18 protein-coding genes are annotated in these 19,121 nt (G+C 34.2%); 15 read left to right on the forward strand and 3 right to left on the reverse strand.

From position 1 onward, the window contains the following. Window positions 1-2 precede the first annotated feature (2 nt). From ZPR_RS02665 to ZPR_RS02720, 12 genes are read left to right on the forward strand one after another with little or no spacing between them, the layout of a single operon-like run. On the forward strand, window positions 3-1,166 hold the full coding sequence (locus tag ZPR_RS02665; RefSeq protein ID WP_041578601.1) for a glycosyltransferase: 1,164 nt from the start codon (window positions 3-5) through the stop codon (window positions 1,164-1,166). Window positions 1,167-1,169: 3 nt separating this feature from the next. Then, window positions 1,170-2,372 carry a glycosyltransferase gene (locus ZPR_RS02670; RefSeq protein ID WP_013070067.1) on the forward strand — a complete coding sequence of 401 codons (1,203 nt, stop codon included), beginning with the start codon at window positions 1,170-1,172 and terminating at the stop codon, window positions 2,370-2,372. Next, a complete protein-coding gene (locus ZPR_RS02675) occupies window positions 2,341-3,453 on the forward strand; it encodes a polysaccharide pyruvyl transferase family protein (RefSeq protein ID WP_041578603.1) in 1,113 nt (370 codons plus the stop codon). The genes ZPR_RS02670 and ZPR_RS02675 overlap by 32 nt, the downstream gene beginning before the upstream one ends. 15 nt (window positions 3,454-3,468) lie before the next feature. Next, window positions 3,469-4,830, forward strand: coding sequence for a Coenzyme F420 hydrogenase/dehydrogenase, beta subunit C-terminal domain (locus ZPR_RS02680; protein ID WP_041578605.1), 1,362 nt, complete (start codon window positions 3,469-3,471; stop codon window positions 4,828-4,830). Beyond that, window positions 4,830-5,381 (forward strand): LbetaH domain-containing protein, encoded by a 552-nt coding sequence (locus ZPR_RS02685; protein ID WP_013070070.1) that lies wholly within the window; start codon window positions 4,830-4,832, stop codon window positions 5,379-5,381. Before ZPR_RS02680 ends, ZPR_RS02685 begins: the two co-directional genes overlap by 1 nt. A gap of 14 nt (window positions 5,382-5,395) precedes the next feature. Beyond that, window positions 5,396-6,211 (forward strand): glycosyltransferase family 2 protein, encoded by an 816-nt coding sequence (locus ZPR_RS02690; RefSeq protein ID WP_013070071.1) that lies wholly within the window; start codon window positions 5,396-5,398, stop codon window positions 6,209-6,211. After that, window positions 6,208-7,146: a UDP-glucuronic acid decarboxylase family protein gene (locus tag ZPR_RS02695; RefSeq protein WP_013070072.1), complete on the forward strand. Its 939-nt coding sequence runs from the start codon at window positions 6,208-6,210 to the stop codon at window positions 7,144-7,146. The genes ZPR_RS02690 and ZPR_RS02695 overlap by 4 nt, the downstream gene beginning before the upstream one ends. 33 nt (window positions 7,147-7,179) lie before the next feature. Then, entirely contained in the window at window positions 7,180-7,926 is a 747-nt protein-coding gene (locus tag ZPR_RS02700) for a glycosyltransferase family 2 protein (protein WP_013070073.1), read from the forward strand. A gap of 4 nt (window positions 7,927-7,930) precedes the next feature. Continuing rightward, the gene (locus ZPR_RS02705) at window positions 7,931-9,274 is read left to right on the forward strand and encodes an undecaprenyl-phosphate glucose phosphotransferase (RefSeq protein ID WP_041578609.1); all 1,344 of its coding nucleotides are present in this window, start codon (window positions 7,931-7,933) and stop codon (window positions 9,272-9,274) included. After that, complete coding sequence (locus ZPR_RS02710; RefSeq protein WP_013070076.1) at window positions 9,275-10,042, forward strand: polysaccharide biosynthesis/export family protein; 768 nt, start codon at window positions 9,275-9,277, stop codon at window positions 10,040-10,042. Between the two features lies 1 nt (window position 10,043). Beyond that, on the forward strand, window positions 10,044-12,398 hold the full coding sequence (locus tag ZPR_RS02715) for a GumC family protein (protein WP_013070077.1): 2,355 nt from the start codon (window positions 10,044-10,046) through the stop codon (window positions 12,396-12,398). Next, entirely contained in the window at window positions 12,398-13,762 is a 1,365-nt protein-coding gene (locus ZPR_RS02720) for a hypothetical protein (RefSeq protein ID WP_041578611.1), read from the forward strand. Before ZPR_RS02715 ends, ZPR_RS02720 begins: the two co-directional genes overlap by 1 nt. On the opposite strand, the gene ZPR_RS02725 is transcribed toward ZPR_RS02720, so the two are convergent. Further along, window positions 13,759-14,382 (reverse strand): metallophosphatase domain-containing protein, encoded by a 624-nt coding sequence (locus tag ZPR_RS02725; protein ID WP_013070079.1) that lies wholly within the window; start codon window positions 14,380-14,382, stop codon window positions 13,759-13,761. The genes ZPR_RS02720 and ZPR_RS02725 overlap by 4 nt on opposite strands. Before the next feature lie 8 nt (window positions 14,383-14,390). Beyond that, the gene (locus tag ZPR_RS02730) at window positions 14,391-14,615 is read right to left on the reverse strand and encodes a hypothetical protein (RefSeq protein WP_041578613.1); all 225 of its coding nucleotides are present in this window, start codon (window positions 14,613-14,615) and stop codon (window positions 14,391-14,393) included. Between the two features lie 267 nt (window positions 14,616-14,882). Between ZPR_RS02730 and ZPR_RS02735 the strand changes: the two genes are divergently transcribed. Beyond that, window positions 14,883-16,409: a hypothetical protein gene (locus tag ZPR_RS02735; protein ID WP_041578615.1), complete on the forward strand. Its 1,527-nt coding sequence runs from the start codon at window positions 14,883-14,885 to the stop codon at window positions 16,407-16,409. On the opposite strand, the gene ZPR_RS02740 is transcribed toward ZPR_RS02735, so the two are convergent. After that, window positions 16,406-17,233, reverse strand: coding sequence for a universal stress protein (locus tag ZPR_RS02740; RefSeq protein ID WP_013070082.1), 828 nt, complete (start codon window positions 17,231-17,233; stop codon window positions 16,406-16,408). The two genes, ZPR_RS02735 and ZPR_RS02740, sit on opposite strands and share 4 nt — an antisense overlap. Window positions 17,234-17,391: 158 nt before the next feature. On the opposite strand from ZPR_RS02740, the gene rimP reads away from it, so the two are divergent. Together rimP and nusA are read left to right on the forward strand one after the other, a co-directional pair. Next, complete coding sequence (rimP, locus tag ZPR_RS02745) at window positions 17,392-17,856, forward strand: ribosome assembly cofactor RimP (RefSeq protein WP_013070083.1); 465 nt, start codon at window positions 17,392-17,394, stop codon at window positions 17,854-17,856. A gap of 10 nt (window positions 17,857-17,866) precedes the next feature. Continuing rightward, window positions 17,867-19,099 (forward strand): transcription termination factor NusA, encoded by a 1,233-nt coding sequence (nusA, locus tag ZPR_RS02750; protein WP_013070084.1) that lies wholly within the window; start codon window positions 17,867-17,869, stop codon window positions 19,097-19,099. Window positions 19,100-19,121: the final 22 nt, after the last annotated feature.

Consider the following 19,121-nt stretch of genomic DNA (forward strand, 5'->3'; position numbering starts at 1 on the left):
TAATGAAAGTACTTAGAGTTATAACTTCTATGAATCCAAAGGCAGGAGGGCCATGTCAGGGTATAAGGAATAGTGTTCCAGCTTTGAGAAATTGTGGTATTGAAACAGAAGTAGTTTGTTTTGATGATCCAAGTACAGAGTATAAAGATTCATTTACGATCAATTCAATTGGACCAGCAAAAAAGCCATATTTGTATTGCAAGAGACTTGCTCCATGGCTAAACAAGAATATGTTACGTTTTGATGTGGTGATCATTCATGGATTGTGGATGTACAATAGTTATGGTACTTATAGAGTCTGGGAAAAATTGAAAAGAAAAATTTCCAAGGTGCCTAGACTTTATATAATGCCGCATGGAATGCTCGATCCTTATTTTCAAAAGGCTAAGGAAAGAAAATTGAAGGCTGTTAGAAATTTATTTTTCTGGCATTTAATTGAGTCAAAAGTAGTCAACGGTGTTGATGGGGTTTTATTTACATGTGAGCAAGAATTATTACTTGCTCGGACAACATTTAGTCATTATTTACCGAAAAGAGAAATCAACATAGGTTATGGTGTTATTGAACCACCTATCAAAAAAATGGAAATGAAGGGTGCTTTGATTAGCCATATTCCTGAATGGAATGAAAAACCTTTTTGGCTTTTTATGAGTAGAATTCATTCTAAGAAAGGTGTTGATTTATTAATAAATTCCTATTTGAAATTGGAGAGGGTCAAGGGGGGCTTACCACAATTAATTATTGCTGGTCCAGCACTGGATGCAGATTATGGAAGAGAGATGGAAGAACTAGCAAGCCCATCTAAAAATATAATTTTTCCGGGTATGTTAACTAAAAATGCAAAATGGGCAGCTTTTTATGAAGCTGAAGCCTTTATCTTGCCAAGTCATCAGGAAAATTTTGGGATAGCAGTGGTAGAAGCATTAGCCTGTGGAACACCAGTTCTAATTTCCGACAAGATTAATATTTATCGAGAAGTAATCGATTCAGGAGCGGGGTTACTATTTTCAGATACTCAAGATAGTTGCGATCAAATATTGGATGAATGGAATAATTTTAAAGATATTAAAAAAGAACAGTATGGTTTGAGAGCATTCGAGTGTTATAAGAAATATTATGATATTTACGAGGTCGCCAAGAAGTTTAAAACAAAAATACATGATTAGTATATGTCTGGAATACTTTTTATTATAGGTACCTATCCTAGTTATGGCGGAACTGAGCAGGTAACAACATACTTGGCAAATCAATTTGTTGCAAAGGGCTATAGGGTCGCCATAGCATCGTTTGAGCAGCCAGCTCCCGAATTACAAAAGGATTGTCATGATTCTATAAGATTAGTGGCACTTAATTATCCCGTAATGAGTAAAGATAACGTGCTTAAATTAAGCAATACTGCTACAGAGATGAATCTGAATTTAATCATCAATCAATGGGTATTACCTTTTCAGACTAATCGCCTTTGTAGGAGGGTGCGTAATAATAATTCTAAGTGTAAAATTATTTCGGTTTATCATAATGCGCCAAACAGGAATGCAAGAGTCACAGATGTGGATATCATTCTAAAGAATAATCCTAATATTGGTCTACTTAAAAAGAGTATGTTGCTTAGTAAGCGATTTATTATGGATTCGGTGATTCGTGCAAGCATGCATTATGTATACAAAAAAAGTGATCAATATGTAATATTATCTGAGAGTTTTAGAGATATTTTTAAAGCATATGCTAGGGTAGCTAATGATTATAAGTTATCTATTATTAGTAACCCTCTTACAATTCCAGATGAAGTCTTTGATATCTCAAAGAAAGAGAAGATTTTTCTCTATGTAGGAAGAATAGATTACAATCAAAAAAGGGTTCAAAGGATTATTGACGTGTGGGAGATTGTTTCAAATAAATTACCAGAATGGAGATTGGAAATTGTCGGAGATGGCCCTGATAAGGAGAAGTTAATGTCTAGAGTAAAAGAGAAAGGTATAAAGAGGATTAGTTTTGAAGGATTTCAAAATCCATTGGACTATTATAAAAAATCTTCTCTATTGTTACTTACATCAGAATATGAGGGATTTGGTTTAGTAATTATTGAAGGAATGCGCTATGGTGTTGTGCCAATTGTATATGGAAGTTATGAAGCTGTATATGATATTATTCAGAATGGAGAGACGGGGTTAATTACAAATCCTCCATATCAACAATCTGATATAGAAAAAGCCATGTTAAAATTAGCAAGTGATGACATTCAACGTCAACGTATGCTGCATAATTGCATGCAAAAATCTGAACATTTTACGATTGATGAAGTAGTCAAAAATTGGCAGGAATTATTTAACAAATTAATAAATGAAAATAGGACAACTAACCCTACCTTTTAATTGGAATTATGGAGGGATCTTACAGGGATATGCGCTAAAAACAACTCTTGAACAACTAGGCCATGAACCAGTTATAATTAGTAGAAGAAAAAATAGAGATAGTATAGTTATACGTTCAATTGTTTTGTTAAAATGGAAAACCATGCGCGCTTTGAGCTATCTACCTATATTTAGAGTTTTACCTTTGGTGAGTGTAGAAACCTTTAAAAGAAAATATATAAAAGATTTTACTAAAGATATTTATACAGATCAAGCTCTGAAAAATGTTATTGATCGGGAAAGATTTCGAGGTTATGTGGTGGGAAGTGATCAAATTTGGAATTATACTGCAGCTCCTCAAATCACCGATGCCTTCTTAAGTTTTGTTACAGATAAAAGTGACATTAAAAGAGTGTCTTATGCCGCTTCATTTGGAAGAGAACAATGGAAATACCCAGAAACTGAAACAAAAGAGTGCAAGAATCTAGTTCAGCAATTCGATGGAGTTTCGGTAAGGGAAAAGTCTGGTGTTACCTTATGTAAGGATTTTTTGGGTGTGGATGCAAACCATCATTTAGATCCTACAATGCTATTGTCTAAAGAAGATTACATAGATATTATTGAGTCTTCAAAGGTAGCTCCTTCAAATGGAAAGTTACTCTTATATATTCTTGATGCGACTGAAGAACGACAAAAAATTGTAAATGCAGTACAGAAAGAGCTGAACCTTGAACCTTATGGGATTCGACAATTTAAGAAAATTAAAATATTGAAGAATGCCTTGAAGGGAATTTACCCTTCGGTTCAGCAGTGGTTAAAAAGTTTTTATGATGCAGAATTTGTTGTAACCGATTCATTTCACGGAACTATATTTTCAATTATTTTTAATAAACCATTTATTTCATTAGGAAATAAGGAGCGGGGCATGGCGCGTTTTGAATCATTATTGTCAGATTTGGGGTTGCTTAGTAGATTAGTAACAGTATCAGATCAGGTAACTGTTGAGATGATTCGTCAAGAAATTGATTGGGATTTGGTAGATGCAAAAATAGCCAAAGCTAAAGATGTAGGAATAGATTATTTAAATGAAAAATTGAAATAAAAAGATACTGTTGTTATGAATAAGGTCCCAAAGGTAATCACTCATGTAGTTAATAATGATTTATGTACAGGGTGTGGTCTATGTACTAGCTTTTGTGATTCCAAAGCGCTTAAAATGGATTGGAATGAGTTTGGATTTTTGGTCCCACACGAAATCAATGATTGTACAGATGAATCTGATTGTCTTTCTGTTTGTCCTTTTAACCCTTTTCCGGAAGAAACTGTCAAAACTGAAACCGAAATTGCAAATCTATTTTTTCCAGATGACACTACTACTAAAAAATTAGAGAAGCTAGGAAAATATAAGAATACATATGTAGGGTATAGCAATGAGTTCAGGGCTACTTCTTCCTCTGGAGGAATTGCTAGTTACGTGACAAAACAATTATTTGAACGTAATATTATTGAATATGTTGTAAATGTGCAACAGGTGGGAGAGAAGTTTGAGTATTCAATAAATAAAAAAGGAAATCCTGTTGTAAAATCCTCTAAAACAAGGTATTATCCAGTTACAATGGATAAGGTTTTTCAAAAAATAGAAGAGCTTGATGGCAATGTGGCCATTGTTAGTATTCCATGTTTTTTGAAAGGGGTCAGGTTAGCCCAATATCAGCGCCCAGCACTTAAAGAGAAAATTAATTTTACAATTGGAATTATTTGCGGAGGTGTAAAAAGTAAATTTTTTACAGAATATTTGACGCAGAAAGCTGGTGCGTTCAATGATGATGTTGAAAAAGTAGAATATAGAGTTAAGAATTTAGATAGTACAGCGGGGGATTATTCTTTTGGGGTGAAGGTAGCAGGAAAAGAGGATTTGAAAACTGTAAAAATGAGAAGTCTTGGAGATATGTGGGGTACTGGTCTTTTCAAGTGTAATGCCTGTGATTTTTGTGATGATGTATCAGGTGAATTAGCAGATATCGCTCTCGGAGATGCATGGATTCGTCCTTATGTGAATGATGGAGGAGGAACGAATGTTATGATTACTAGGTCTAACTTAGCAGATACAATAATCAAACAAGGAATGTCTAATGGCGATTTGCATGCAGATGATTTACCGGAAAGTGAATTTATTCGTTCTCAAAAGGGAAGTTTTACCCATCGACAAGATTGTTTACCCTATCGCGCAGATAAATTGAGTAATATAGAGAATATTCCGCCTAAAAGACCCAGAAAGAAGCGATTATCTCCGGAGGTGAAATTAATTCAGAAAAAAAGAAGAGAGACTAGAAAGCAAAGTCTTTTAATATGGAAAGATAATCCCAATGTGGACTTTTTTGATCTGAAAATGAAACCATATTTAAAGTCACTTCGAAGTATTACAAAGTTTAATCACTACAAAAGAGGAATTATTGATAGAATGAAAAGGATGTTTTGATGGAAGAGGTAAAATTGAACGAGTATACAGAAAAGAAGCCCAAATTTTTTTTAAGGATTATTTGGAGTGTCATCAATAGAACTATTTTCAGATTATTGATTGGGAAACGCCTTTTCTTTGCAAGAAATTTTTTACTAAGGCTATTTGGGGCGAAATTGCACTCAAGAGTTTTAATTTATTCAAGTTGTGATATTTTTGAGCCATGGAATTTAGAAGTGGATAAATTTTCTTGTCTGGGTCCTAATACTGAAATTTACAATAAAGCAAAAATCAAAATAGGGGCCAATGCAGTGATATCTCAAGGTTCTTATTTATGTTCTGCATCTCATGATATTTCTGAAAAATTACTACCATTAACCTTCAAGGATATAACTATAGGTGATCAATCTTGGATTGCAGCAGATGTTTTTATAGGCCCAGGAGTAACTATTGGAGAAGGGGCTGTTGTTGGAGCTAGGGCAGCCGTATTTAAAGATGTGGATCCATGGACAGTGGTTGGTGGTAATCCTGCCAAATTTTTAAAAAAGAGAGTGTTATCTCAGAAAGATTAAAGTATGTTTTTAATATGAAAAAGATACCTGTTACAGTTGTCATTCCTGTAAAGAACGAAGCTAAAAATATGGATCGCTGTATGCAGTTGGTAAGCGATTTTGATCAAATATTGGTCATTGATTCCCAAAGTACCGACGCTACTTGTAGTATTGCAGAATCGTATGGAGCCGAAGTGCATCAGTTTCATTGGGATGGTCAGTTTCCTAAAAAGCGAAACTGGGTATTGCGCAATTTGGAGTTACGCAACGAATGGATCTTATTTTTGGATGCCGATGAATACTTGACTCCTGAGTTTAGAACCGAATTACAAGAGGTGATCCAATCCCAAGAGTACAATGGCTATTGGATTCGTTTTATCAATTACTTTATGGGGCAGCAATTAAAGCATGGAGACCCTTTTCAAAAATTACCATTGATCCGAAAAGGAACCGGCGAATACGAGCGGATCAAAGAAGATTCCTGGAGTCACCTAGACATGGAAGTGCACGAGCATCCAGTGCTAGAGGGGAAAGTGGGCGTGATGAAAGCCCCCATCATTCACAATGATTTTAAGGGACTGGAACATTATATAGCCAAACACAATGCCTATTCTTCCTGGGAAGCACAGCGATTTTTAACCCTTAAAAAAGAAGGCTTTGTCGGCTTGAATAAAAGACAGCGCTTCAAGTACCAATTAATGGAACGTGGATGGCTACCCATGGTATATTTTTTAGGAGCTTATATAGGGAAATTAGGATTTTTAGATGGTAAAGTTGGCTACTATTTTTCTAAATACAAGGCACATTATTTTCTGCAGATTCAAACAAAAATAAAAGAACTACAATCATGAAAAAACGCATTTTAATTACCGGTGGAGCCGGGTTTATTGGATCTCATCTCTGTAAAAGAATGCTAGATGAAGGTAACGAAGTTATCTGTCTTGACAACTACTTTACGGGTTCTAAAAAAAATATAGTTACGTTAATGGAGAATCCCTATTTCGAAATGGTTCGTCATGACATAACCGAATCTTACTATGCTGAGGTCGATGAAATATATAATCTTGCCTGTCCCGCAAGTCCCGTTCATTATCAATATAATCCTATTAAAACGATGAAAACTTCGGTAATGGGAACTATAAATACATTGGGCCTAGCTAAACGTGTAAATGCTAAAATTCTCCAAGCAAGTACTAGTGAGGTTTACGGGGATCCAGATGTTCATCCTCAACCAGAAACGTACTGGGGGAATGTAAATACCATTGGTCCGCGTTCGTGCTATGATGAAGGTAAGAGATGCGCAGAAACTTTATGTATGGATTATCATTTACAGAATGGCGTAGATGTTAAGATCATTAGAATATTTAATACCTACGGTCCTAACATGAATCCAGAAGACGGAAGGGTTGTTTCTAATTTCATAGTACAGGCTTTAAAAGGTGAAGACATCACTATTTTCGGAGACGGAACTCAAACTAGATCATTTCAATATGTAGACGATTTGGTAGAAGGTATGGTGCGCCTTATGGGGACGCCAAATGGTTTTTGGAAACCAGTTAATATAGGGAACCAAAATGAATTTACGATGTTAGAACTTGCTGAGAATGTATTGAATATTACTGGTTCTAAAAGTAAATTAGTTTTTAAGGATTTACCGAAGGACGACCCTAAACAACGCCAGCCTGATATTTCTAGAGCAGATAAATATCTGAATGGTTGGAAACCTAAAATTCAATTAGAGGAAGGTTTGAAAAAAACAATTGCCTATTTCGATTCTGTTCTTTAAAAACTTCTATATTTATCTTTTAAAATCTGCACCGTGAAAATTTCTATAATCACTATTGTATTCAATAACGTTAATACTATTGCTTCGTGTATTGAGTCTGTTCAGGCTCAAAATTATAATAATATAGAGCATATAGTAATTGATGGTGAGTCTACAGATGGGACTATCGATGTTATTAAGGGATTTGAAAATAATATTGATGTATTTATTTCAGAAGAGGATAATGGTCTTTATGATGCATTAAATAAAGGGATTAAAAAAGCTACTGGCGATGTGATTGGAATTTTACATTCAGATGATATGTTCTATTCACCTCATACTATTAGCAACGTAGTGAAATGTATGCAAAAAAGCGGTGCAGATTTGCTTTACGGTAATGGTGTGTATGTAGAGCGAAATAATACTTCTAATGTTAAAAGAGTTTATTCTTCGAAATCATTTAAGAGAAGTTACTTGAAGTATGGCTGGATTCCACTCCATACTACTATCTATGTGAGATCTAATATTTTCGATAAATATGGTGATTATGATGAGCGATACTCTATAGCCAGTGATTATGATATTTCTTTAAGGTGGTTTTTAAATGAAAATATAAAAAAAATATTTCTAGATGAATTTCTTGTAAAAATGAGGTTGGGTGGTAAAAGCACAACGCTTAAATTGCAAAAAAGAAAATCATCTCAGGATATTCGAATTATCAAGGAGCATGGTCTTCCTGGATATTTAACTCTGGCGTGTAAAATTGGTAGAAAAATTCCTCAATACTTAAAAAGGGGATAGATAAATGAGAAAATCTTCTTTAATCATACCAATTTCTGTAGTTGCACATTTATTTATAATAAATGCAACGCTCTTTTTTCTAACGGAAGATACGTATTTGTCATTGCCGGCCATCGTATTTTATAATCTATCGTGGTTGTTAATTGCATTTGCGTTAAATTTTTATCCAACTAAAAGGACAGAACGTTTTTTTACGAATTTCGATAAGCTTATATACCTTTATATAATATATACGTTATCCTATTTTTCTAATCTGGCTTTTAGAGATATAGGATTTTCGCCTCTTTATCAATTGCGTATTATTCTGGTCTTGCTTGGAAGCATTACGGTGTATCGCTGGATATTTTATTATTTGCGGAATATTTATAGAACTGAAGGTGGGAATTTGGCAAATGTTATCGTTATAGGAAGGGATCGTAAATTAAAAAAAATAAGACAGGTTTTCGATATGCCTGAGTTAGGATATCGGTATCTGGGTTACTTCGATAATGAAAGTTCAAAAAGTATTACTTATTTAGGGCAAATAGAAGACTGTATTCCGTATTTAAGAAATACGCATGTCGAAGAAATATACTGTATGGCTTCCCGTTTAAGCTCGGAAGAATTGGGGAGTCTAATCAATTATGCTGATAATAATCTAAAGCGTATAAAAATCATACCGGATAATAAAGAAATTTATACCAGAGCGATGAATGTAGAGCTTTTTGGGAGTGTGCCGGTATTGAATTTAAGAAAACTTCCGCTTGAAACTGATATCGCAAAATATACTAAACGGACTTTTGATATTATTTTCTCCTTTTTAGTTTGTATCTTTCTTTTATCCTGGTTAGTTCCGATAATTGCAATACTGATAAAATCTGAAAGTAAGGGGCCTATTTTTTTTAGGCAGAAAAGGCATGGCGTAGGTAAAAAAGAATTTTGGTGCTATAAATTCAGATCGATGGCTGTAAATAAGGATTCCGATACCAGAATGATGACGAAAAATGATACCAGAGTGACTAAAATAGGTGCCTTTATGCGAAAAACCAGTATCGACGAATTACCGCAATTTTTTAATGTATTAAAAGGAGATATGAGTGTGGTCGGGCCACGCCCGCATATGGAGGCACATACCAATCAATACCAGAAATCAGTAGATAAATATCTGGTTCGTCATTTTGCAAAGCCCGGAATAACAGGCTTAGCACAGATAAAAGGATATCGAGGAGAAATTATTGAAGCATCAGATATAATTAATAGAACAAGACTAGATATATTTTATGTGGAAAAATGGTCATTATATTTAGATATTAAAATAATTCTTTCTACAGTGATTAATGCTGTAAGAGGGGAAGAAAAAGCTTATTAGATGAAGATAAAATTTTATAGTTTAATTGTTTTAGTCCTAGCTATTATAAGTTTGTCAGGATGTGTTTCTAGAAAACAGGTGCAATTTTATCAGGGTATTGATAATTTAACAGAATCACAAATATATGATAATGACAAAGTAAGGATTAAACCAGACGATCGATTGAGTATCAAAGTTTTTTCCAACAATCAGGAGGCCGCCTCCCCTTTTAACCCAATGATTGTGTCTCGATCTGGAGCTATGTCAGGTGGCGGAGATCAATCTTCAATAGAATATTTAGTTTCTCGTGAGGGTAAAATAAATTTTCCTGTGTTGGGCGAGATCAAAGTCGTAGATTATACTATTAATGAGTTAGCTGACATCTTACAAACTCAAATTGAGCCTTACTTATCAGAGCCCGTTATAATGGTGCGCATAAAGAATTTTCGAATAAATATTATAGGAGCAATTAATGGAATTATTGAAGTTGATGATGATCAGATTAACCTTGCGCAAGCCTTAAGTCAGGTAGATGGAATTTCTAATCAAGGAGAACTAAATAATATATTGGTTATTCGGGAGAAAGATGGATTAAGGACATCACATCGTTTGGATCTTACAGATTCAGAAGTTCTAAATTCACCATATTATTATTTAGAACAGAATGATATAATCTACATAGAGCCAACTGCTCCAGCTAGACAACAACGAGGATATTTAGGTACGGTTTCAAGCTATATAGGAATAGTGTCGAGCGTACTTTCCTTAATAGTAATTTTTACAAGGTAAAATGATGAATAGTAATAGTAATCTAAATAATGGATCATCGAATCAACCAATCGATTTTAGAGAGGAAGCTGCAAAATATTTAAAATACTGGTATTGGTTTTTGTTGTCTATAATTATTTGTTTAGCGATTGCTTTTATATATTTAAGATACACTCCGAGTATCTATTCCGCAAAGTCTAAAATTTTAATAAAGGATAGCGAAAACCCATCAGCGGAGACAGCTGTACTTTCAGAAATGGGAATTCTCTCAAATTCTAACGAAACGAGTATACAAAATGAGCTCGCTATTCTAAAAAGTCGTAGAATAATGTTACGAGTTGTAGAAAACCTTAATCTAAATGTTAATTATTTTGTGGAGGGTCAAGTTGTTGATGTTGAAATATATAATGAAAGTCCAATTATTGCATCACCGGAACAAAAAAACGCTTCACCTAATGTATATAAAGTCCAGTTTTCGAATGGTAAATTTCATATTACCTGTTTAGAAACTGGTAAAGTATATCGTAGTCTTCCAGGAAAAAAAATCGATTTGGGTTTTGATATTGTTTCCTTTAATTTATCATCTAATAGTATACCCGAAAATGCAATTTTAATAAGATTTCAAGATCCGGTTTTAGTAGCTAATTCTTATGCTAGTAAATTTTCGGCCACTTTGGCTCAAGATAAAGGCTCTATTGTGGATTTATCAATTAATGATAGGGTTCTTAATAGAGCGCGTGATGTCTTGAGCCAAATTGTTATAGAATATAATCAGGATGCTATAAGAGATAATCAAGTCATTGCGATGAATACTTCTGAATTTATAAATGAAAGATTAGACAGTTTAAATGTTGAATTAGATTCGGTAGAAAGGAATATTGAAAATTTCAAAGAAATAAATGGGCTCATTGATATTGAAACGGAATCGGAAAATATGGTCCAAAACATAAATCAATATCAAGAAAAAAGTCAAGAAATTGAAATTGAATTGAATATAGCTAGATCTTTGCAAAGTTTTTTAAAACAAAAAGGGGATCAGTTGTTACCGTCAAATTTGGGGACGCAAGAAAGCGGGGTAAACTCGTTAATAGCGCAATACAATGCTCTCATTGTTAAAAGGAATAATTTGTTATCGGGTTCCTCATCAAAGAATCCGCTAGTCAAAGAATTGAATAATCAAATTTCGAATTTGAGAGAAAATCTTTTTGAGAGTTTGGATAGATTAGTTCGAAATCTTGAAATGTCTTCCAAGAGTGTCGGGAGTCAACTTGCACAACTAAGAGCACAAGTGGCTAGCGTTCCTTCTAAAGAAAGAGAGTTTCGAGGAGTTTCCAGACCTCAAAATATTAAAGAACAATTATATCTTTTTTTATTGCAAAAAAGAGAAGAAAATTCCATATCATATGGAGTTGAAAATATAAAGGCTAAGATTGTAGATGAAGCGAGTTCTAATGGAGTTGTTTCTCCAAAACCAAATATCATATTATTAGCTTCATTTGTTCTAGGATTATTTATTCCTTTCGGAATCATTTTTGGAACAAACTTTTTGGATAACAAGTTAAGGTCTAAGCAAGATTTAGAGACTTTTACTAATGAAATAGCTATTCTGGGTCAAATTCCTAGCGTTAGTAAAGAAGAGTCAGACCTAATCCAAAAACATGACCGATCTATTTTAGCGGAAGCTTTTAGAATTCTAACTACCAGTATGCAATACGTGTTGGCTGGAATTCAAGATCGTGATAAAAATAATACGACTATTTATGTGACTTCCACGGTAAAAGGAGAAGGTAAGACTTTTACTGCTTTTAATTTAGCATTAACACTTTGCGAAGGTAATAATCGAGTACTTATTGTGGGTGCAGATCTTAGAAATCCTCAATTGCAACGTTATGAAGAAGGGGCGAAAGTTCTGAAAGGGGTTAGTGATTTTATCGTAAGTGATGATGAGAGTATTAAAGCTTATATCAATCAATCTAAATTACATCCCAATCTTTCTATAGTCACCTCTGGAAGTATCCCTCCAAATCCTTCCGAGTTATTGAGGAATGTAAAGATAGATAGCATGTTTAAAGAGCTTAAAGGATTGTATGATTATGTTATTGTAGATACAGCACCGGCAATGTTGGTGGCTGATACTTTCTTAATCAATCGGTTTGCTGATTTGACATTGTATGTAGCTAGAGCTGGGTATACCGAGAAAAATTTAATAAATTTTGCGATCGAAGCTAAAGAGAGTGGTAAGCTTTCTAATGTGAGTTTTGTGCTGAACGACGTAAAAATGTCGAACTTCGGGTATTATGGAAATAAATACGGGTATACCTACGCCGCAGAGGATAATGATAAGAGAAAAGGATTGATGAGTAGATTTAAAAAATAATGAATAAGTTATCTGTCATAATATCAACATTATTAATCCATCTTAGTGCTTTTGCTCAAGATGGATTTTTTTTGAATGCAAAGTTGGGTGGCGCTTATTCTAATACAGAAGAGTTGCCATTTTATTTCTATAAGAATACTAAAGGAAGATTATCAGATCAGAGCGAATTCTATGGAACATTGATGTTAGATTATAGCTTCGATATTAGTAGAAATTTTAATATGATTTTAGGAGGTGCTGCTTCTTACGATAACTCTCCAATTGCTGGGAATCATATATGGATGGATGAACTGTATTCTAAGATTGTTTATAAAAATCAAATAAGTCTTACTTTAGGTAGAAAGCACCAAGAAGAAAATTTGAGTGGGCTTAGTGCTTCCAATGCAAATTTTGCATGGTCGCTTAATACTCGAGCCATGCCTGGATTGCAATTAACATTAGATCCATTTTATTTTGATCGGTTTGATACCTTCGGCGTTTCTGCCTCCTTTGAGCAGTATCTTTTAGAAAAAGACCGCAGTGTGTCGAGAGCTCAAATCCATCATAAAAATTTCTATTTATTATATAATAGAAAGTCTTGGGCTATTAAAGCCGGAATTGAACACTACGCTATGTATGGGGGAACTTCAGAATTTTATGGTGAAGCGCCATCTGGTTTACAAAATTATTTAAAAGTTTTTTTTGGTAGAGAAGGTGGATCGGAGGCTATTGGAGGTGAGCGGCAAAATGTCATTGGGAATCATCTAGGCACTTACGTTTTTGATATTTCATACACTACTAATGTGAAATATAATTTTGTTTATAATCATTTTTTTGAAGACGGCTCTAGTTCTAAATTTAGTAATTTCCCAGATGGTAGTTACGCGTTATATATCGAAGATGTAGATAATCGGAATCTCTGGAAGGCTTTCATATTTGAAATATATTATACTAAGAACAGAAGTAAAAATTATAATGGACCAGAGAATGTTGAGCAGTACTTTAATAATTTTCTTTTCTATAAATCTGGTTGGAGTTATCAGCAAAGAATTTTAGGTGTACCATTCTTTGATTTTGATTCAAGCGCACCTAGAGGTAGTATTGTAAATGATGAGTTTATAGCATACCATCTAGGGATGAACGCAGAGTTAGCTAAGTATAGCCGAAGAAATACATTTCCGTTGAGGTTATTACTAACCCATGTGAATTATAGTAATTCAAGACCATCAGTTTTATCTAAGTCGAATGTGTTTTACTCGTATTTAGATATAGGATTAATTCAAAATAATCCTTTTAATTTGAATATTTCTTTTGGGACAGAATTTTCTGAAGGAGATAAACCAATATTTGCAGCCGGTCTTTCAGTTTCAAAATCTTTCTTTTAGAGATCTATAGTGCTAATGGCGTTAATAAGCCTCATTTTATTATCCATCACTGCAGAATTTACAAATAATGTAGGCCCTATGTTTTTCTTCCCGAAGTCATCGTGAACATGGCCAAAAAGATGTAAAGTAGGTTTTATATCCACTATTTGTTTTAATAGTTCTTCGCAACCAATATTTTTATAGGTTTGGCTTTCATCTAAAATCCCATAGGGAGGGGTGTGGGTTACGAGAATATCTATATTTTGCGGAATAAGATTCCATCTTTTTCGAATTGCTCTTCCTCTTTCCAGGTTAAATGCCCAATGGCCATTGCCCGGGGTGTATGGGCTCCCCCAAATCTTTATGTTTTCAAGAGTGATTCCTTTATCGTTTAAATAATGAATATTATTAGGAATATATTCTTCTAAATTGTGCTGATATTTCTCTAAAAAGAAATCATGATTGCCACCAATTAAAATTTTATGTTTATGGGGCTGTTTTGAAAACCATTCTAGAAAATCCAAAGTTTCAGATCTGGATCCGCCTTCAGTAAAGTCGCCACAATGAATAAGAAAGTCTCCTTTAGGGATATCTAAATCTTTATGCTTGTTATGAGTGTCGGAAATTGAAATGAGACGCATAGGCAGTTTTATTCGCCATCTACAACACCGTCTTCCTGCTCCTGGGAAATATAGTCTTTATCTACCGGTAAAAATTTGTTGGTAATTTTGGTAAGTGCAAACGCAATAATTACAGCAGTAAAGGCAAAGAAAATAAACTTTACCAATAAACTATCGCTCATAGCAAAACTGTAAAAAGCCAGAAAGATCTCGGCGATAACAAACAGTATTTTTATGGATAGCTTAAGGATCATTGGTTATTTAGTTATTGGCACCACCAAAGGATTTGATACCCTGGGCTTGCCACAAAATTTTAAAAATCTTTATTGATATCTTCGGCCTTGGCCAAGATTCTTGATTGCAAATATATATTCTAAATCCGTTTTTTGGTAATCAATCATCAGCTTTGACGTAATTTTAACGCGCTTATTTTATGAGAGGTAAAGCTTTTTAGTTAAATATTCTTAATCTTATATTCAGCTGGGCGTAAGTGTCGTAAATTTCAATTAAAAGCCTCTATTTTGAATAAGAAAACTAAAGTATTTATCCCAATATTAGTTGTGTTGACCATACTTCTTGTCGTTGGATTATTTCTGAATTCCTTCGTCGAGAAAAAAGCGATAAGCTTACTCGAGAGGCAGTTGCCAGAACTCAAATTTGATCAACTGAAAGTTCAGGTTTTTAAAAATGCTGCCCAATTATCCAATATTCGCTTAAAGCGAGGTGAAGTAGAAATTAACTCTGAAAAATTGGAAGTTAGTGGACTTAATTATTGGAAATTTCTTTTTGAAAAAAATATCGATCTAAATACGATCAGCATTAGTCATCCTGAAATCATATATCAGACCGCAGCAAATAAGTCGAGTGAGAAAGATTCAGTTGCGACAAAAGGGAATTCAAAGGAAAAAGGGCTGAATAAGCAGATTTTAGTTGAAAAGCTTATTCTTAATCGAGGTAAATTTGTTTTAACAGATAGTGTTTCTGAAAATAAAATCAAGGTAAAAACTTTCGATTTTCAGCTAAATCAACTACAGGTCGATAGTAGCAGCATCCAGAATAAAATTCCTTTTGAATTTAAAAGTTTTAGCCTTGATGCAGATTCCATATTTTTAAAAGTGGATGAAAGACATACTATTAATGTAGCTGATATTCGAGTCGAGGAAAATAAAAGTATGTTGCAAGGACTTTTGCTTACATCGATATATTCCAAGCAGGAATTTCAGAACCATACACCTATAGAGAAAGATCGTTATAATTTAAGTGTAGATAGTATTGCTATCAACCATCATGATTTTGGCTTTAAAAATGACAGTTTAAAGTATGTGGCTTCACGCTTTTCGATTCATAATGCAGATTTTGAAATTTACAGAGACAAAACACAACCTGATGATAATACTGTTAAGCCTATGTATAGCGAAATGCTTAGAAAATTACCATTTTTGCTTAAAATCGATACTTTAAATGTTGACAATGCCAGGATTGTCTATGAAGAACGAATAAAAGCAGGGAGGTCACCAGGTAAAGTGATATTTGCAAAAGTGCAGGGTGAAATATCAAACCTGACTAATTTTAGTGATTCAATCGAGTTTCCTACTACCAGGATTATTGCGGAAGCTGATTTTATGGATCAGGCTGCTTTGCAATTAAACTGGGCTTTTAAAGTGAATAATCGTAGTGATTGGTTTTCAGTTTCTGGTAATATGGGGACTCTTTCCGCGCAAAATATGAATACTTTTTTAACACCCGGAATGAATGTCAAGGCAAAAGGGGATATTACAAGTATGATTTTTAATTTTTCCGGGAATAGGAATGTAGCTACCGGTGGTTTAAATATTGCTTATAAAGATTTTAAAATTGAAGTCTTAAAAAATGACGGTACTGAAAAAAGCGGATTCTTAACCACTATCGCCAATATTTTTGTAAAACATAATGGCGAAAGTGGTGAAAATGTAAATAAAGGATTGGAGATAGAGCGGGATAAAACCAAATCATTTTGGAATTATCTCTGGTCTTGTATAAAAAAAGGGGCACTTAAAACCTTTACTTAGATCTTAAAAGTAATTACCGGTCGCCTGGCATGATTAACCAGATCCTCACTAATGCTGCCGTTAAAGAAATGAGCCAGACCTTTGCGACCATGCGTGCTAATGCCTATAAGGTCTGCTTTAATTTTCTCTGAAAAATTTAAAATTCCCTTTTCTACACTAATGTCATTGTAAATATGTTTTTTGATGCTGTTTAGGTTCATTTCTTGTAAAAACTCCTCTAAATCTGCGTAAGCTTGCTTCGTGGTTGTGAAATTATTTGGGGTATTCACAAATAAAAGATGTAATTCGGCTTCAAAAAGCTTGGAAAATTCGATAGCTTTTAATAGCGTTTTTTTATTGTCAATTTCGGTATCGGTAGCCAAAATGAACTTTTCAATTTTAAAATCTTTCGCTTCCTCTTTGATGACCAAAACAGGGATTTCAGATTGGCGAACCACTTTTTCGGTATTCGATCCTGCAAACATTTCCTGGAAACCACTGCTGCCGTGAGACCCCATAATGATAAGATCGCAATTATTATTTTTAGCGAATTCAGTGATCCCTTTAAAAGCATGATTAAATTGAACAGCTTCTGTAACTGAGAGGTCTTTTAGGTAATCGCTTTCTTTTATTTTGCTGAAATGCATATGTGCGAGCTTCATAAAATATAATGCTTCCGGTACATTCTGACTGTTTCCCTGTACGGGGTCAATAAGGTTTAAAGGCAGGTCTAGCATATGAAGTAAGTAAATTTCTGCATCGAATTTTTTAGCAATTATAGCGGCTGTTTTCAAAGCATTTTCGGCTTCTTTTGAAAAATCTGTTGGGACAAGAATCTTTTGCATTTCGGGAAAAATTAGTATTTTTTGTTTCTATATTAAATTTACGAAGATTTTTGCCTAAATGCCTGGTTTTCTTTCTCGGGAATTATTATTATATTTGCAGCGTTGAAACTAAAAAAGTACAGCGAGGGGACATAAAGTCCCCTCTTTTTATAACCGGTATGAAGTTGAAGGAGAACGTAGAAAAGTTGCTACAGCAAGCATTTGAAGAGAATAATTCCTTATTTTTGATTGATCTTATGATAACATCAGATAATCAGATAAGAGTGATTATCGATGGCGATAAAGGAGTTTCTGTCGAAGATTGTATGTATGTAAGCCGTAAGGTAGAGCATAATTTAGACAGGGAAGAAGAGGATTTTTCTTTAGAAGTGACATCGGCCGGAGTATCTGAGCCGCTACAAATTCCCAGACAGTATAAAAAAAATATTGGAAGAAAGTTGCAGGTTAAAACTGAAAATGAAAAATTTGAAGGAAATTTAATCGATGCTACCGAGTCTGATATTAAACTTCAGTGGAAAGCACGTGAACCTAAACCTGTAGGAAAAGGAAAGGTGACGGTAGAGAAAGAAGCTGTATTAGCATATTCAGCAATTGTTGAAGCAAAAGTTATGATAACATTTTAATTGTTTTAGTATGGAAAATCTCGCCTTAATAGATTCATTTTCAGAGTTTAAGGATGATAAGTTGATAGATCGTGTTACCTTGATGGCGATCTTGGAAGATGTGTTTAGAAATGCTTTAAAAAAGAAGTATGGTGAGGATGATAACTTTGATATCATTGTAAACCCTGATAAGGGAGATTTGGAGATCTGGAGAAACCGTGTGGTAGTGGCCGATGGTGAAGTTGAGGATCCAAATCAGGAAATTTCACTTGCAGAAGCACGTAAAATTGAACCGGATTTTGAAGTTGGTGAAGATGTTTCTGAGGAAGTTAAATTAAAGGATCTTGGGCGTAGAGCGATTTTAGCATTAAGGCAAAATCTTATTTCTAAGATTCATGAACATGATAACACAAATATCTATAAGCAGTTTAAAGATCTTGAAGGAGAGATTTATACAGCAGAAGTTCATCATATAAGACATCGTGCAATAATTCTTTTAGATGATGAGGGGAACGAAATTGTACTGCCAAAAGACCGGCAAATTCCCTCGGATTTCTTTAGAAAAGGAGAAAATGTACGTGGGGTTATAGAAAGTGTTGAATTAAAAGGAAATAAGCCTAGCATCATTTTATCTAGAACAGCGCCAGCATTTCTGGAGAAATTGTTTGAGCAGGAGATTCCTGAAGTTTTTGATGGTTTAATTACGATCAAAAAGGTAGTTCGTGTACCGGGCGAAAAAGCAAAAGTGGCAGTAGATTCGTATGATGATAGAATTGATCCTGTTGGCGCTTGTGTGGGTATGAAAGGATCTAGAATCCATAGTATTGTACGCGAACTTGGTAATGAGAATATCGATGTGATTAATTATACCAATAATGATCAGTTATTTATAACAAGGGCTTTGAGTCCGGCGAAAATTACATCGATAAAAATAGATGAAGAAAACAAAAGGGCTGAGGTAATGCTTAAGCCTGAGGAGGTTTCGAAAGCAATTGGTCGTGGAGGGCATAATATTAGACTTGCCGGCCAGCTAACGGGTTATGAAATAGATGTATTTAGAGAAGGAGTGGAAGAAGATGTGGAACTATCTGAATTCTCTGATGAAATCGAAGATTGGGTAATTAAGGAATTTGCAAAAATTGGTTTGGATACGGCAAAAAGTATTTTAGAGCAGGATGTAAATGACCTTATAAAGCGTACCGACCTGGAGGAAGAAACCGTTCGTGAAGTGCTGAAGGTACTTCGCGAAGAATTCGAAGAATAATTTATTGTAGTAATAAACAAAA

The sequence above is a fragment of the Zunongwangia profunda SM-A87 genome (genome assembly GCF_000023465.1).
Classification (GTDB): Bacteria; Bacteroidota; Bacteroidia; order Flavobacteriales; family Flavobacteriaceae; genus Zunongwangia; species Zunongwangia profunda.

Excerpts from the sequence above, each read along its gene's own strand:
- ZPR_RS02720 (WP_041578611.1), top strand. The coding sequence starts at position 12,398 with ATGAATAAGTTATCTGTCATAATATCAACATTATTAATCCATCTTAGT.
- ZPR_RS02705 (WP_041578609.1), top strand. The coding sequence starts at position 7,931 with ATGAGAAAATCTTCTTTAATCATACCAATTTCTGTAGTTGCACATTTA.
- nusA (WP_013070084.1), top strand. The coding sequence starts at position 17,867 with ATGGAAAATCTCGCCTTAATAGATTCATTTTCAGAGTTTAAGGATGAT.
- ZPR_RS02740 (WP_013070082.1), bottom strand. The coding sequence starts at position 17,233 with ATGCAAAAGATTCTTGTCCCAACAGATTTTTCAAAAGAAGCCGAAAAT.
- ZPR_RS02710 (WP_013070076.1), top strand. The coding sequence starts at position 9,275 with ATGAAGATAAAATTTTATAGTTTAATTGTTTTAGTCCTAGCTATTATA.
- ZPR_RS02675 (WP_041578603.1), top strand. The coding sequence starts at position 2,341 with ATGAAAATAGGACAACTAACCCTACCTTTTAATTGGAATTATGGAGGG.
- ZPR_RS02685 (WP_013070070.1), top strand. The coding sequence starts at position 4,830 with ATGGAAGAGGTAAAATTGAACGAGTATACAGAAAAGAAGCCCAAATTT.
- ZPR_RS02690 (WP_013070071.1), top strand. The coding sequence starts at position 5,396 with ATGAAAAAGATACCTGTTACAGTTGTCATTCCTGTAAAGAACGAAGCT.
- ZPR_RS02695 (WP_013070072.1), top strand. The coding sequence starts at position 6,208 with ATGAAAAAACGCATTTTAATTACCGGTGGAGCCGGGTTTATTGGATCT.
- ZPR_RS02680 (WP_041578605.1), top strand. The coding sequence starts at position 3,469 with ATGAATAAGGTCCCAAAGGTAATCACTCATGTAGTTAATAATGATTTA.
- ZPR_RS02670 (WP_013070067.1), top strand. The coding sequence starts at position 1,170 with ATGTCTGGAATACTTTTTATTATAGGTACCTATCCTAGTTATGGCGGA.
- ZPR_RS02665 (WP_041578601.1), top strand. The coding sequence starts at position 3 with ATGAAAGTACTTAGAGTTATAACTTCTATGAATCCAAAGGCAGGAGGG.
- rimP (WP_013070083.1), top strand. The coding sequence starts at position 17,392 with ATGAAGTTGAAGGAGAACGTAGAAAAGTTGCTACAGCAAGCATTTGAA.
- ZPR_RS02730 (WP_041578613.1), bottom strand. The coding sequence starts at position 14,615 with ATGATCCTTAAGCTATCCATAAAAATACTGTTTGTTATCGCCGAGATC.
- ZPR_RS02725 (WP_013070079.1), bottom strand. The coding sequence starts at position 14,382 with ATGCGTCTCATTTCAATTTCCGACACTCATAACAAGCATAAAGATTTA.
- ZPR_RS02715 (WP_013070077.1), top strand. The coding sequence starts at position 10,044 with ATGATGAATAGTAATAGTAATCTAAATAATGGATCATCGAATCAACCA.